The organism is Haemophilus sp. 27098_8_127 (assembly GCF_041433495.1).
GTDB lineage: Bacteria > Pseudomonadota > Gammaproteobacteria > Enterobacterales > Pasteurellaceae > Haemophilus_D.
In genome coordinates, this window is the sequence record NZ_JAPWBP010000011.1 from 1 (window position 1) to 15,900 (window position 15,900).

Below are 15,900 nucleotides of genomic sequence, written 5' to 3' on the forward strand. Positions count from 1 at the left end.
AAAAATTAAATTCTTAGGGTTATATATGAGAAAGGTCATTTAAGATGAATATCAAAAATGAATAAACGTTCATTTTATTGATTTTTCGTTTTTTGGCAAGTGAAAATATAAAAAAAGTGCGGTTATTTTTAACCGCACTTTTAAATTCTGAATTACATTCCAATCACTACGCAACTCGCCACTGATTTTGCTTTATCTTGTGCTGCTGTTGCGGCATCTCGACTACCAAATGGTCCCACTCGTACGCGGTTCCATTCTTCACTTGTCGCAATTTGTGCATTCACACCAGCCATCGCAAGGCGACCTTGTAAACTTTCTGCTTGTGCACGATTTTTAAATGCACCACATTGTAAACCAAATTTTTTACCGCCAGCCTGTACTTGTTGTTCTGCTGGTTTTGGTTCTGCTTTTTTTGGCTGCTCGGTTTTAGCCGACTCTGTTTTTACAGGTTCTGCTTTCACCACTTCTGCTTTTTTCGGTGGTTCAGGCTTTTTAACAGGCTCAGGCTTTTTCGCTTCTGGTTTTGCTGTTTGCTGAGCTGGCTGAGTTTGAGCTGTCTGTGCTGGTTGAGTTTGCTGTGCTTGAGCCGCGGCTTTTTCTGCATTTGCTGCTTCTTGCTCTTTACGTTGAGCTTCTAATTTTTTCGCTTCTTCTGCTGCCTTTTGATCTTTTTCCATTTGAATAAGCACTTGACGCTGTTCTTCCGTCAAACGCATATTTTTTTCAACAGAAGAAGGATTATTATCCACCGGCACCGTACGAGTTTCTAATTCTTTAATATAGTGCCACACCTCTTCTGGGCGATTTGGTAACACACTTTTCGGTTGTGGTTTTTCCGGCTGAACATTTGTCGTCACTACTGGTGCTGGTGTTTTACTTTTTAAGAAGTAAAGCCCTACCCCAAAACCTAATACCGCCACCAACGCAAGAACAATTAAGGTATTGCGATTAAAACTTTTCTTTGCTTTCTTTTTATTATTTTTTGAGCCGCTTCGACCGGCAAAATCTCGATGAGCCACGATAAAATCCTAAAATATTCGATAAATTAAACTTAGAGTATAAAAAACGCCTAATTCTACTGAAAAACTGTGCATTTTTCTAGGGAATTTTTGCTAACTCAAATCCAATGGATCCACGTCTAAAATCAACCGCACTTGAGAAGACTTTATCAGCTCTGGCGAATATCGACTTAATGCCGCCTGTAATTGTTTCCGAGAAGCGTGCTGTAATAGCAACTGCCAACGATATTGCCCCGCTTTTTTGCTGAACGGTGCGGGAATCGGCCCCAACACTTGCAAGCCTTCTATTTTTTGTTCATAGAAGAAAGAGGCTAATTGCGACAATGCATTTTCCGCCTCTTCAGAATGACGACATTGTGCTTTAAACAACGCTTGGAAACTAAACGGAGGCAAGCCCATATTATGGCGTAGCTTCAAGATTTCTTCTGCAAAGGCTTGATAGCCCTTTTCAAGCAAGGTAGTTAATAACGGATGATCCGGATAATGTGTCTGCAAAACCACTTCACCCTGTTTTTCAGCTCTGCCTGAGCGCCCTGCAACTTGTACATAAAGCTGCGCCAAACGTTCTTCGGCTCTAAAATCAAGGGAAAACAAGGCATTATCCACATTCACTAACGCAACCAAGGTGACATTCGGGAAATGGTGTCCTTTGGCTAACATTTGGGTACCAATTAAAATCTGGCTTTTACCTTGCTGAATATCCTCTAAATAACCTTCAAGCTTGCCTTTTCGTGCTGTGCTATCACGATCGATACGAGCAATATTATATTGTGGGAAACGTGCTTTTAAGGTTTCCTCCAGTTGTTCAGTGCCTAACCCCGTTGTGACTAAATGCGTTGAACCACAATGACCACATTGCATCGGCACTGTTTTTTGTGCGCCACAATGATGGCAGCGTAAAACACGCTGATGTTGGTGATAAGTATAAGGTTTTTCGCAATGATGACATTCATCAATCCAGCCACATTCATGACATAACAACACAGGCGCAAATCCACGTCGATTAAGGAATAACAATACTTGATTGCCTTTTTCTAAGTGTTCTTGCATACGTTTCAATAGCGGCTCGGATAAGCCGTTTTGAATTCGTTGATGTTTTAAATCAATCACAAACTGGCGAAGTGCGGTCGCATTTCCAGCCCTTTTTGATAGCACCAAATGATGATATTTACCATTTTGTACGTTATTTACACTTTCTAAACTTGGTGTGGCAGAACCTAATAAGATAGGAATATTGAGTTTTTGCGCTAAAACAATACCTAAATCTCTCGCATGATAACGCCAACCATCTTGCTGTTTAAACGAGCCGTCATGTTCTTCATCTAAAATGATTAAGCCGAGATCTGAAAACTGGGTGAAAAGTGCCGATCTCGTACCAATCACGATTGCACTCTGTCCTGTTCTTGCTCGCTCCCAAACATTTAAGCGCTGTGTATCATTCAAGTTGGAATGCAATACATCAATTTCTACATTAAAGCGAGCTTGGAACCGTCTCACGGTCTGAGGGGTAAGTCCAATTTCAGGAACAAGCACTAAAACCTGTTTGCCTTTCTTTAAGACTTCTTCAATATACTGCAGATAGATTTCAGTTTTGCCTGAACCGGTCACGCCCTCTAACAACCACACATTAAAGCCTTCTTGGAAAAGCAACTGGCTAAATGCAAGGGCTTGTTGCTTGTTTAAGATCAATCGGTTATCAAGATTAACTAAAGGATTATCCCCTAGCGCTTGCTGCCAACTTTTTTGTTCAGAAGGTACAATAATCTCTTCCACATAATCTTTGCCTTTAAGGGCTGACCAAATTGCGGAGCTGATCTCATTGTTACCTTTTTCTAGATCTTGCGTGAGCAATAAATTTAAGGCTTCAATTTGTTTTTTGGCTCGTTTTAACTCACCTGATTCTAACGCTTGTTTTCCAAGGTCCGTAATACGCCAAAAAGTGCGGTCATTTTTAACCGCACTTTCTCCATTGCGGAGTTTGACTGGCAACGCTTGAAACAACACATCGCCTAATGCAGCACGATAATAATTAGCGGACCAAGCCAGCCAATCCCAAATTGTGGAATTAAAAAGTGATTCAGCATCAAGCACATCAATAATCGGTTTTAACTTTTCTTTTGCTACATCTGAAGAAGCGGGCAAATCCACCACGATCCCGACTCGTTTTTGCGAACCAAAAGGCACCAATACTCGTCCACCAACGATTGGCGTCAAGTCTGGCGAATAGAGATAATCAAAAAATCGGGGAAGCGATACGGCTAATGCAACTCGGACAATATTCATAACAAAAAACAATTAAAAATTTTCGCTATTATACGGGAATTAGGTGGAAAAATCCCACAACCTTGCCTTTTAGTGTATAATCGCCGCCAATTTTAATTGAGCGAATAAAAACCATGACAGAAGCGCAAAAAACCTTTGCTGATCAAAAACGTAAAACCGTTGAAACGGCTGAATTTACAGAAGATGGTCGTTATAAACGTAAAGTTCGTAGCTTTGTGTTGCGAACAGGTCGCTTAAGTGATTTTCAAAAAAATATGATGAACGATCACTGGGCTGATCTTGGATTAGATTATCAAAACGCCCCTTTTGATTTTACCGCGATTTATGGCAATACGAATCCCATTATATTAGAAATTGGCTTCGGGATGGGGAAATCTTTAGTGGATATGGCTAAAGCGAATCCTGATAAAAATTATCTCGGTATTGAAGTGCACACACCTGGTGTGGGTGCCTGTATTGCTTATGCGGTAGAAAAAGGCGTGAAAAACCTTCGCGTGATTTGTCATGATGCCACTGAAATTTTACGTGATTGTGTGAAAGACGGTGAATTGGGCGGTTTACAGCTTTTCTTCCCAGACCCTTGGCACAAAGCGAAACATCATAAACGCCGCATTGTTCAACCGCACTTTGTGGAGCAAGTCGTCCAAAAATTACAACCCAATGGCTTTATTCATATGGCAACGGACTGGGAAAACTATGCGGAACAAATGCTCGAAGTGCTTTCAGCCAATGAAAATTTAGTCAATACTGCCGAACAAGATTATATTCCACGTCCTGATTTCCGCCCTCTTACAAAATTTGAGGCGCGCGGTCATCGCTTAGGTCACGGCGTGTGGGATTTATACTTTAAGAAAAAATAATCATCGAGATGATGACTATACCCATTACCTTAACATAGGAGAACATTGAAAATGAAAACTCGTAATCAACGTCAACGTAAAAAACTTCACTTAGCTGAATTCCAAGAATTAGGCTTTTTAGTGAATTGGCAATTTGCTGAAGGAACCAGCATCGAAACTATCGATGAAACCGTTGATCGTTTTATTGCTGAAGTGATTCAACCAAACGGCTTAGCTTATGAAGGTAGCGGCTATTTACATTGGGAAGGCTTAGTTTGCTTAGAGAAAATCGGCAAATGTGATGAAAGCCATCGCCAATTAGTACAAAAATGGTTAGAAGAGAATAAATTGCAACAAATCGAAATCAGTGAATTATTCGATATTTGGTGGGATTACCCAACAAAAAACGCATAATATTTTAAGCATACTTCAGGGCGGATTATCCGCCCTATTTAATAATCATTTTCACTTATATTTTAACAATTTATTTACATCCCTAATTTCCTTTCAAAATATCCTTGATCTACCTCAAGAAAAGTGTATATTTCTTAAAAACTACTCCTTTTAGGTAGTTACTATTTTGTTATCGGAGCTAGATAATGCTCCCCTTGAAAATACCGAACTTTAAAGAAAAATATGGCGATTGAAAATCCTTCTCGCAGACAATTATTACGTGGGCAATTTTTACAATCGTTACATTCTGAAAACGCTAAAATTCAAGGTATAAATGCTATACGTCTACCTTGGTCGGTAAACGAAGCAGACTTTACAGATAAATGCACTCGATGCGGTGATTGCATACTGATATGTGAAACCCAAATTATCGTAAAAGGCGATGGCGGTTTCCCTGAAATACAATTTGACAAGGGCGAATGCACTTTCTGCCAAAAATGTGTTTTAGTCTGTGAACAACCGATTTTTCACTCATTAGAAGAAAAGCCTTGGACACATAAAGTTGAGATTACAACGCAGTGCCTAACAGAAAATCGAGTGGAATGTCGAAGTTGCCAAGATAGCTGTCCGATGAATGCCATCCGTTTTCGATTACAGCTTGGTGGTGTGGCAAAACCCATATTAGATTTAGAAAGCTGTAATGGTTGTGGCGCTTGCCTAAGTGTTTGCCCAACAAAAGCAATAAAAATTTTTAATATTGAAACAAATATCGATGAGTCAATTTAGCGAAAATGAGAACTGGTATGTATGCAGCATTGTTGTGCAAGCCAGACCAGAAAAACTTAACCAAGTCAAAGAAGCCATTTTAGCGATTCCAACCGCTGAGATTCATGGCGAAAAATCTGATGAAGGCAAATTGGTGGTCACCCTTGAAAGTAACCGTCAATTAGCATTAGCGGATCTTATGGATGAAATTAAAGATATCCCAGGAGTAATTGTCGTTTCTTTAATTTCGAATTACTTAGATGAAAAATAAATAATTTAGGTATACATGCCATTTTGTATATTCTAAAAAATTCAACAACGAGTGGGGAAAACTATGGAACTTAATCGTAGAGATTTTATGAAAGCCAATGCTGCGCTTGCAGCAGCAGCGGCTGCCGGTATGACCATCCCTGTTAAACAGGTTGATGCGGCAGAAGATATGGGCATCAAATGGGATAAAGCGCCATGTCGTTTCTGTGGTACAGGATGTAGCGTATTGGTAGGAACCAAAGATGGTCGAGTTGTCGCAACTCAAGGTGACCCAGATGCAGAGGTAAACCGTGGTTTAAACTGTATCAAAGGTTACTTCCTTTCTAAAATCATGTACGGTGCAGACCGTGTACAAACTCCGTTATTACGTATGAAAGATGGTAAATTCCATAAAGAAGGTGACTTTACACCCGTTTCTTGGGATCAAGCTTTCACTATCATGGCGGAAAAAATCAAAGACATCTTGAAGAAAAAAGAACCAAATGCTGTTGGGATGTTCTCTTCCGGTCAAACAACCATCTACGAAGGTTACGCAAAAGTAAAACTTTGGAAAGCTGGTTTCCGTTCTAATACTATCGACCCGAATGCTCGTCACTGTATGGCGTCTGCAGCGGTTGCATTTATGCGTACATTCGGTATGGATGAACCAATGGGTTGCTATAACGATATCGAGAAAACCGATGCATTTGTGCTTTGGGGTTCAAACATGGCGGAAATGCACCCAATTTTATGGTCTCGTATTTCTGACCGTCGTCTTTCTTCTGATAATGTGAAAGTTGTAGTTATGTCAACATTCGAACACCGTTCGTTTGAATTAGCTGATGTGCCTATCGTATTTAATCCACATGCAGACCTTGCAATCCTTAACTATATCGCTAACTACATTATCCAAAACGATAAAGTAAACTGGGACTTCGTTAATAAACACACTAAATTCAAACGTGGTGAAACAGATATTGGTTATGGTTTACGCCCAGAACACCCACTTGAAGTTGCAGCGAAAAACCGTAAAACCGCAGGTAAAATGCATGATTCTGACTTCGAAGAATTCAAGAAAATCGTTGCACCTTATACATTAGATGAAGCACACCGTATTTCTGGTGTACCAAAAGATCAGCTTGAAACTCTTGCGAAGATGTACGCAGATCCAGAACAGAATTTAGTATCTTACTGGACAATGGGCTTCAACCAACATACCCGTGGTGTATGGGTTAACCAAATGATGTATAACGTCCACTTACTTACAGGTAAAATTTCTAAACCAGGTTGTGGTCCATTCTCATTAACTGGTCAGCCTTCAGCTTGTGGTACCGCACGTGAAGTAGGTACTTTCGTTCACCGCTTACCTGCGGACATGGTGGTAACCAACCCAAAACATGTTGAAATCGCTGAGAAAAAATGGAAATTACCGAAAGGCACCATTCCTACTGTTCCGGGTTTCCCTGCTGTACAACAAAGTCGTGCCTTAAAAGATGGTAAGCTAAATTTCTTATGGCAAATGTGTACCAACAATATGCAAGGTGGTCCAAATATTAACGACGAAGTTTTCCCAGGCTGGCGTAATCCTGAAAACTTTATCGTTGTTTCAGACCCTTACCCATCCGTTTCTGCGGTTGCAGCAGACTTAATTCTTCCAACTTGTATGTGGGTAGAAAAAGAAGGGGGCTACGGTAACGCTGAACGTCGTACTCAATTATGGCGTCAACAAGTGAAAGGCCCAGGTGAGTCTCGTTCTGACTTATGGCAAATTGTTGAATTTGCTAAATACTTCAAAACGGATGAAGTATGGGGTGAAGAGTTATTAGCTCAAATGCCTGAATATCGTGGCAAAACTTTATATGAAGTACTTTACGAAAATGGTGAAGTAAACAAATATAAAGTACCAACCGATGTTCCGGGATACATCAATGATGAAGCCGATCACTTTGGTTACTACCTACAAAAAGGTTTATTCGAAGAATACGCAGACTTCGGTCGTGGTCATGGTCATGACTTAGCACCATTCGATACTTATCACCAAGTACGTGGTTTACGTTGGCCGGTTGTTGACGGTAAAGAAACCTTATGGCGTTACCGTGAAGGCTTTGACCCGTATGTCAAACCAGGTGAAGATATCGCATTCTATGGCTATCCAGATAAAAAAGCGATTATTCTAGGTGTTCCTTATGAAGCACCTGCAGAATCACCGGATGAAGAATATCCATTATGGTTATGTACTGGTCGTGTACTTGAGCACTGGCATACCGGTACCATGACTCGTCGTGTACCTGAATTACACCGTGCATTCCCGAACAACTTAGTTTGGATGCACCCTGCGGATGCGAAAAAATATGGCTTACGTCATGGGGATAAAGTGAAGTTAATCACTCGTCGTGGTGAAATGATCACTTACTTAGATACCCGTGGTCGTAACAAATGTCCTCAGGGCTTAATTTACACCACATTCTTTGATGCGGGTCAGCTTGCGAACAAATTAACATTGGATGCAACCGATCCAATTTCAGGCGAAACCGACTTCAAAAAATGTGCGGTTAAAGTGGAAAAAGCGTAGGATTTTCCTTTCGTTTCTAGTCACTCCTCTCTTTCAAGAGAAGGGAATTTAAAATAAGAGCGGTCAAATTTTGCAACATTTTCACAAAATCGGGCCGCTTATAAAAGGAAACGCAGATGAGACTTGATCCTAACCGTCGTCAGTTTTTAAAAAATGTGACAAGAACGGCTGCAGGAGTGTGTGGGGTTGGTATTATTCTTGGCTTACAGCAACAACAAGCTAAAGCTAAAGAAGGGATCGCCTTGCGTCCACCTGGTGCTTTACCGGAAAAGGATTTCTTGGCAGCTTGTACCCGTTGCGGACAATGCGTCCAAGCGTGTCCATATGATATGTTGCACTTAGCTTCGCTGATTTCACCAATGGAAGCTGGCACACCTTATTTTATCGCTCGGGATAAACCTTGCGAAATGTGTCCGGATATTCCATGTATGAATGCTTGTCCAAGTGGTGCATTAAGTGAGGAACTTAAAGACATCAATGATGCGAGAATGGGGTTAGCCGTATTGCTAGACCATGAAACTTGTCTTAACTGGCAGGGGTTGCGTTGTGATGTGTGTTACCGCGTTTGTCCATTAGTGGATAAAGCCATTACACTTGAACGTATCCACAATGATCGTACAGGGATTCATGCAAAGCTTATTCCAACTGTTCACTCTGATGCTTGCACCGGATGTGGTAAATGCGAACAAGCTTGTGTATTAGAAGAAGCGGCAATTAAAGTCTTACCGATGGATATCGCCAAAGGACTACTCGGTCGCCACTATCGCTTAGGCTGGAAAGAAAAACAAAATGCCGGAAAATCCTTAATTGAGGAGCAACATCCGGATGGCTTACGTCCAGCAATGGATGCTCGTATGCCGGAAGGCTCACATGAGCCGGTTTATCAGCCAATGCAAGTTCAACCGAACCAAAAAGTGGCAACACCAAACCGTGCAACAATGGATTATGTACCAAATCCAACAACAGTTCCGGAAGCAGAGCAATTCCCAAATCTGGACTTAAACATTAAGGGGGTTAAATAATGGCTGAAAAATATACCCCGAATAAGCCTAAAGATGCAGGCTTAGAAGCTCGCCAAAAACTCGGTTGGTGGCATGCTTATCGCTTTTTAATTCTACGTCGAATCAGTCAATTAAGTATTATTTTAATGTTCTTAAGCGGCCCGATTTGGCAAGTTTGGATTCTAAAAGGCAATTACAGCTCAAGCATGCTTTTGGATACTGTGCCATTGACAGATCCATTGATTACCGCTGAAAGTTTAGTGACAGGTTACCTACCAGAAATCACAACGATTATTGGTGCCTTAGTGATTGTCATATTCTACGCCATTGTTGCGAGCAAAGCCTTTTGTAGTTGGGTTTGCCCAATGAATATGGTAACAGATGCTGCAGCTTGGTTACGTAGAAAATTAGGTATTCGACAATCATTAAAAATTTCACGTCAACTTCGCTATGTGATTTTAGCCGTGATTTTAGTTGGTAGTGCAATAACGGGTACGCTCTTATGGGAGTGGATAAATCCTGTCGCAGCACTTGGACGTATCTTTGTCTTTGGAACAGGCGCAACCCTTTGGTTGGTTACAGTCATCTTTTTATTTGACTTACTTGTTGCTGAGCATGGCTGGTGTGGTCACCTTTGTCCAATTGGTGCGATATATGGTGTCATTGGTGCTAAAAGCCTGATAAAAATTAATGTAGTCGATCGCGATCGCTGTGACCGTTGTATGGACTGTTATAATGTTTGCCCAGAACCGCAAGTATTAAGACTTCCTTTACACGGTGGACCTGAAGATAGCCAAATTATATTGGCAAAAGATTGTATTACTTGTGGACGCTGTATTGACGTTTGCGCAGAAAATGTATTTACATTTGGCTCTCGCTTTGAGAAACAAATAAAAATTAAAAATATTTAATTATTTAATGGAGTGGATTTCATGAAAAAATCATTTATTTTCATGCTGGCTTTATGTAGTGGATTGGCATTTGCCGATGCACCGCAAGTTGCAAACAGCATTGATAAAACAGCAGAAAGTGTTGCACCAGCATTTACGAATCCTTATAAAGATGTTGGTAATATTCCTGTAACCTTCCCTCACCAACCACCACTTGTTCCACACAGCATTCGTGGTTTACAAGTGACTAAAAATGTGAACCAATGTTTAGGCTGTCACTCTCCAGATGTTGCCCCAACAACGGGCGCACCTCGCGTACCTGAAAGCCATTTCTTAACACGTGACGGACAAAAAACAGAAGGCACTTCGCCACGTCGTTATTTCTGTTTACAATGCCACGTTCAACAAACTGACGTGAATCCAATTATTCAAAATAAATTTGAAACTATTCGTCAAATGCAAGGTAAATAAGGAGCTAAACCATGATTAAATCAAGCATTCAGAAAGTTTGCCGTTGGTTACGCTCTCCGAGCAAAATGGCAATTGGTGGGGTTATTTTATTAACTATCATTGGTACTATCGTTGGAACTAACCTGTTTAACGCAGGAATGGCAACAACCAATACAGAGCAATTCTGTTCAGACTGTCATACTAATGACGTTGTACCTGAGTATCAAGCTTCAATCCACTTTAGTAACCGTTCAGGTGTGAAAGCGATTTGTTCTGACTGTCACGTTCCACATGAATTTGTTCCAAAAATGGTTCGTAAAATGCAGGCATCGACTGAAGTTTATGCTCACTTTACAGGTAAAGTAGATACTAAAGAAAAATTCGAACAACACCGTTTAGAAATGGCTGAACGTGAATGGGCTCGTATGAAATCGAACAATTCACAAGAGTGCCGTAACTGCCATAACTTCAATGATATGGACTTTACTCAACAAAAAACTGTGGCACAACAAATGCACGCACTTGCACAGGAACAAAACAAAACCTGTATTGATTGTCACAAAGGTATTGCGCATAACCTTCCACACATGGAAAAAGTACAACAAAGCTTTATTCCTGCGGATATGTTAAAAGCAAATGAAAAACCTGCTGATAACAAAGATGCAAAATAATCTAATAAATTGATGATAATAAATCGGCACTCATTTTGAGTGCCGATTTTGTTTTTATTTCTTAAGGAAATCTTTATCAGATAATACCCTTAGTGGTTGCATATCACTGTTTCCCATAATGACCAAACTCGGGTCTGAGCGTAAACAGCTACCACCATAATGCCCCCCTACAGTGAAAGTACAAACCTGAACATATTGATCTTCCACTTTTGGTAAACACCAAAGCTGTTGATAAATACTTTCCTGCTTATCAAAACGACCCTCTGTGCTATCGAGTACAGATTTACACTCACCAATTAATTTCACATTATCACCTCGGCGACCTGCAATTGGTTTTTGCGCGTAACCATTCTTAATCAGTTCAGATGTCAATTCAAATCCTGCTTCGAGTAGATAACGATGATTTGGGAATAATGACCATAATACAGGTAAGATCGCTTTATTACTTGGAATAGCTGTCCAAAGTGGCTCATAAACCAAGACCTCCGGACGAAGTAACACATCAATTAACCGCACTTTATCTTCTGGATATCCTGTACGAATTGGTGGTGCTACTTCCATGCCTGTTGCATCTTCACGGAGTTGTTCTAACATGGTTTCCCAAGCCCATGTTTTCCACACCGTTTTTATCTGATTGTCTTCATCATCGATCAAACGGCCGCGGCTATCCCAATGCAATCCCTCTGTGCCATGAATAATTTTGGCTTGAAATCCGGCTTGAATCAGTGCGTTACGCATAAACAATGAGTGGTAATCTTCTTCATCATCATGATCTTGCATAATATGAACAAGCGGCGTGGCTTCACTGTGTTTCCAGCAATCCGCTAGCGCATTACGTAAGCCATCAGCAGGATTATCACCAATATTCAATCCGCCTTGAATCGCCCATCGATTCATAAATTCACCGGCTTCCGCATGACAAGAGGCTGAATCTGCGTTGTATTCATATACTTTCAATCCGCGGCTATCCATGCAGAAATCTAAACGCCCCGTAATAGTTTGATAACGGCGATTTTGCCAAGACAATCGTAAGCGAGGCCAAAGCAATTTAGGAATATTGAAATATTGTAATAACTTATCGTCTTTTAAGACTTTATCTGTGGCATGCAAATACATTAAATGCAATTCATTAGTTGCACGAATTAACTCATGTTGTGCTGTTTCAGATATCGTAAAATAGCGATATTGATCAGAATGACTAACTTTGTGTCCTCCCATGGCTTTCACATAAGCGGCTTCAAATTCATTTTGCTCATTCAGCCATTTGTGCTCAAATTGACCTTTGTTTTCAATATGCTCAGCACGAATCTCAAGTTTCTCTTTTTCTGGTGTTGGCTGAGGCAGGCTGTATTCTGTGTCTTCCGTTTGGATCATCCAACCTAAAATTTCGGTATCATCAAAGGTATCATGTAGAAAATACCCCGTTTCTGAAACTGTCATTGGAAGTTCTCGTGTCCATTGCTGCCCGCTTGGTAAGCGAGAGTGAATCACGTTTTGCTCAGCGATGCGAATTTTATCCTCTAAGACTTCGGTAATGATCGCCACATGCCCTGTATATTTGAATTCGCCACCTTCTTGCCAAATTAATAATGCGCCAGCTTCGGGTTTACGTTTACAACCATTTGCAAAGGCTTGTAAGGGTAATAAGGCATCATTTACCACTTGACGTAAAAATCGTAGAGAAAAGATCTCGTAAGCCATTCCTACATCAGTAAACACCATGCCATGATTGAGATATAAATAACGGCGCGCAAATTCCACGCACTGCCATTTATAGCCCATGTATTCTCGTCCTAAATAACTGCGAAAGGCGGCATCATCCGGATACTCTTTCTCATCTGCGGTATGATAATCTGATGAATAAATCGCAATCCCACCTGGTGCATAACCTAATAAACTTCCGAAAGGATCATGTGTACTAATATTGGCTGAACGTTCAGGCATAAAAACTCCCTGTTAAATAACTACTCGAAATAGTATAGATCTTTTGTCTGATTCCCCCCAAAGGCTTTTAAAAGAAATATTAAAATTTGAATCTTACATAATTTTGAAAAAGAAAAAGGGCTGACAGATGTCAGCCCCAAAACAAACCTAAAAATGACCGCACTTAAGGTTATTTCACATACCAATGTGATAATAAAATCCCTGCATTTACTGCAATATTTAATCCTGCTTTTAATGGATTACTTAAAGAAAGGCGCACATTTACATCTTGTTTATCACGAATATCATCTGTACTACCTTCGCTCAATACCAACGCGACTTTCTCCGCGAATTTGAGTTGTTCCAATGCCACGCCTTGTTTATTGGTTGATACATGAATAATCTGATAGCCCGCTTTACGTAAAGCCTCTAAAGCGATTTCAGTACTTTCTGTTTCTAAAATACGAATATGCTCCATTCCGCCTTCAGCCACACGCATCGCAGCTGGTGCATAAAGCTGTTCAACTTGATTTGTTACCACATTTTTAATGCCGTAGAAGGCGCAAGTACGCACAACGCCACCTAGGTTCTGCGCATTATTGACTTGATCAAGCACCACTAAGTAGTCTTCTTGACGCGGTACATCTAAATAACCTTGCAAAGAAAAAGTACGTTGTTTTTTCACTAACATACAAATGCCACCATGATGCTCGGTACCACTTACTAAACTTAGCTCTTCGCTATCCACCACGTGATACACTTTTTTATTCGCGGCTAAATAACTGAAAATCTCGCCAATTCGATGTGCCATTTGCACCGTTGCCCATACTCGAACAATGCTCTCTGGACGTTCTGCAAACAATTCTAAGCAGGCATTTTCACCATACACTTTCATTTCTTCAGCACGGTTCTTTTTAATTTTCTCCGGTGCTCGTGGTGATAATGCGCCCGTTTTCTTTTCTTTCGGTTTATAACTCACGCCAGTACTTTTCACCGTTACTTTTACCGAGCCACTTTCACCATTGGCTTTATTTAATGAAAGTTCAGCAATTTTCGGTTCTCTCACTTCTTCCTGTTGGAAGCCACGAGAAGGTTTGCGAGCATCCCGTTTTTTATCAAAGTGCGGTTGATTTCCCTCACGTTTTTCATTATTACGACGATCATCAAAGCGACGTTCTTTATCATTAAATGCACGTTTGGGGCTACGCTCTTGAAAAGATTTGGTGGAATTTGTTTGGAATGATGGTTTGCGTGAATTGCTCATAATTTGCTTCTCGAAGGAAAAATTGGATAATAATTCGCCAAAAAATGCGAAAATTTGTGAGCATTATAACGAAAAAAAACCTTTTTTCTATCAATCCACAAAGGAAATATTGTAAACTAGAGCATTAACTTTTAGTGTAGAGATCGATTATGTTAATCAATAAAGCTAAACGAGCAGAACAAAATTTAAAAAATTTGCCTTTTCTTCCTTTACAGGCAGAACAGGTTGAGTTTCTGTTTAGTCCGCTTGAATTCAAAGCACAAATTATAGAATTAATTCGCCAAGCTAAAAAACGTATTTACGTGACCGCACTTTATTGGCAAAAAGATGAAGCGGGACAAGAAATTCTCAATGAAATTTATCGCGTAAAACAAGATCATCCAGAATTGGATGTGAAAATTTTAGTGGATTGGCATCGCGGACAACGCAATTTACTTGGTGCAGAAAAATCTGCTACTAACGCTGATTGGTATTGTGAACAACGCCAAACCTATCAACTTCCCGATGAACCGAATATGTTCTTCGGCGTGCCTATTAATACCCGTGAAGTCTTTGGTGTATTACATATTAAAGGCTTTATTTTTGACGATACCGTGCTTTATAGCGGCGCAAGCATCAATAACGTGTATTTACAACAACAAGATAAATACCGTTACGACCGCTATCAAAAAATCCATAATGCTGCACTGGCAGACTCTATGGTTAATTTCATCAATGATTATTTATTGGATTTCAGCGCAGTACACCCATTAGATGTGGCTAATCGCCCTCGTACAAAAGAAATTCGTAGTGCAATAAAAGCTTATCGTAAAAACTTATCTGCCCATGCTGAATATCAATTGGAAAGTGCGGTTGGTTTTTCCGATATTTTAACCATTTCACCACTTTTTGGTTTAGGTGCATCAGGCAATGAATTAAATCAAGTTATCGAAGATTTATTCTTACAAGTGCAGGAAAAATTGGTGATTTGCACCCCTTATTTCAACTTCCCTCGCACGCTAAGAAGTAAACTTGCCCGCTTATTAGAGCAAGGAAAGCGTGTCGAAATTATCGTGGGTGATAAAGTCGCGAACGATTTCTATATTCCACCAGAGCAGCCATTTAAAATGGCAGGTGCATTGCCTTATTTATATGAAAGCAATCTTCGTCGTTTCTGCGAGAAATTTGATGTTTACATTAAAAATGGCCATTTAACGGTGCGTTTATGGAAAGACGGCGATAACACTTATCACCTCAAAGGTGTTTGGGTGGACAACCAGTATATTCTTTTAACGGGGAACAACCTGAATCCTCGCGCATGGCGTTTAGATGCGGAAAATGGATTATTAATCCACGATCCAAAACAAGAACTTCTGCCTCAAGTGGAACAAGAATTGTCGCACATCCGCCAATATACCAAAGTATTGCAAGATTATTCTGAATTAGAAGAATTGACGCAATATCCTGAACCAGTGCAAAAACTGTTGAAAAAATTTGCTCGGATTCAAGCAGACAAATTAGTCAAAATGATTTTATAAACGCAAAAAGAGGCCGACAAATGTCGGCTTCTTGCTTGTATCTTACGCAAAAACATCGACTAAC

The 15,900-nt window shown here is 40.3% G+C and carries 14 protein-coding genes; 10 read left to right on the plus strand and 4 right to left on the minus strand.

Annotated elements, in window-relative coordinates:
* Nucleotides 1–152: 152 nt before the first annotated feature.
* Both ftsN and priA read right to left on the minus strand, forming a co-directional pair.
* Nucleotides 153–1,019 (minus strand): cell division protein FtsN, encoded by an 867-nt coding sequence (gene ftsN / locus O3746_RS09580; protein ID WP_371448852.1) that lies wholly within the window; start codon nucleotides 1,017–1,019, stop codon nucleotides 153–155.
* Nucleotides 1,020–1,112: 93 nt separating this feature from the next.
* Nucleotides 1,113–3,302: a primosomal protein N' gene (gene priA, locus O3746_RS09585; RefSeq protein ID WP_371448854.1), complete on the minus strand. Its 2,190-nt coding sequence runs from the start codon at nucleotides 3,300–3,302 to the stop codon at nucleotides 1,113–1,115.
* A 113-nt stretch (nucleotides 3,303–3,415) separates the two neighbouring features.
* Between priA and trmB the strand changes: the two genes are divergently transcribed.
* The 9 genes from trmB (at nucleotide 3,416) to O3746_RS09630 (ending at nucleotide 11,132) form a co-directional block, all read left to right on the plus strand.
* A complete protein-coding gene (gene trmB, locus O3746_RS09590; RefSeq protein ID WP_371448856.1) occupies nucleotides 3,416–4,162 on the plus strand; it encodes a tRNA (guanosine(46)-N7)-methyltransferase TrmB in 747 nt (248 codons plus the stop codon).
* Between the two features lie 51 nt (nucleotides 4,163–4,213).
* On the plus strand, nucleotides 4,214–4,555 hold the full coding sequence (locus O3746_RS09595; protein ID WP_005696799.1) for a YggL family protein: 342 nt from the start codon (nucleotides 4,214–4,216) through the stop codon (nucleotides 4,553–4,555).
* 222 nt (nucleotides 4,556–4,777) lie between these two features.
* Nucleotides 4,778–5,320, plus strand: coding sequence for a ferredoxin-type protein NapF (gene napF, locus O3746_RS09600; protein WP_290915059.1), 543 nt, complete (start codon nucleotides 4,778–4,780; stop codon nucleotides 5,318–5,320).
* A complete protein-coding gene (locus O3746_RS09605; RefSeq protein ID WP_049367905.1) occupies nucleotides 5,307–5,570 on the plus strand; it encodes a chaperone NapD in 264 nt (87 codons plus the stop codon). The genes napF and O3746_RS09605 overlap by 14 nt, the downstream gene beginning before the upstream one ends.
* A 63-nt stretch (nucleotides 5,571–5,633) precedes the next feature.
* Entirely contained in the window at nucleotides 5,634–8,120 is a 2,487-nt protein-coding gene (gene napA, locus O3746_RS09610; protein WP_371448859.1) for a nitrate reductase catalytic subunit NapA, read from the plus strand.
* 116 nt (nucleotides 8,121–8,236) lie between these two features.
* A complete protein-coding gene (gene napG / locus O3746_RS09615) occupies nucleotides 8,237–9,142 on the plus strand; it encodes a ferredoxin-type protein NapG (protein ID WP_049365641.1) in 906 nt (301 codons plus the stop codon).
* A complete protein-coding gene (gene napH / locus O3746_RS09620; RefSeq protein ID WP_049374997.1) occupies nucleotides 9,142–10,032 on the plus strand; it encodes a quinol dehydrogenase ferredoxin subunit NapH in 891 nt (296 codons plus the stop codon). Before napG ends, napH begins: the two co-directional genes overlap by 1 nt.
* Before the next feature lie 21 nt (nucleotides 10,033–10,053).
* A complete protein-coding gene (locus tag O3746_RS09625) occupies nucleotides 10,054–10,482 on the plus strand; it encodes a nitrate reductase cytochrome c-type subunit (RefSeq protein WP_065242847.1) in 429 nt (142 codons plus the stop codon).
* Between the two features lie 11 nt (nucleotides 10,483–10,493).
* Complete coding sequence (locus O3746_RS09630) at nucleotides 10,494–11,132, plus strand: NapC/NirT family cytochrome c (protein ID WP_371448863.1); 639 nt, start codon at nucleotides 10,494–10,496, stop codon at nucleotides 11,130–11,132.
* A 54-nt stretch (nucleotides 11,133–11,186) separates the two neighbouring features.
* On the opposite strand, the gene gss is transcribed toward O3746_RS09630, so the two are convergent.
* Both gss and O3746_RS09640 read right to left on the minus strand, forming a co-directional pair.
* The gene (gss, locus tag O3746_RS09635; RefSeq protein WP_371448865.1) at nucleotides 11,187–13,076 is read right to left on the minus strand and encodes a bifunctional glutathionylspermidine amidase/synthase; all 1,890 of its coding nucleotides are present in this window, start codon (nucleotides 13,074–13,076) and stop codon (nucleotides 11,187–11,189) included.
* A gap of 169 nt (nucleotides 13,077–13,245) precedes the next feature.
* Nucleotides 13,246–14,319 (minus strand): TrmH family RNA methyltransferase, encoded by a 1,074-nt coding sequence (locus O3746_RS09640; protein ID WP_005699766.1) that lies wholly within the window; start codon nucleotides 14,317–14,319, stop codon nucleotides 13,246–13,248.
* Between the two features lie 149 nt (nucleotides 14,320–14,468).
* Between O3746_RS09640 and pssA the strand changes: the two genes are divergently transcribed.
* A complete protein-coding gene (gene pssA, locus O3746_RS09645; protein ID WP_005699812.1) occupies nucleotides 14,469–15,836 on the plus strand; it encodes a CDP-diacylglycerol--serine O-phosphatidyltransferase in 1,368 nt (455 codons plus the stop codon).
* Nucleotides 15,837–15,900 lie beyond the last annotated feature (64 nt).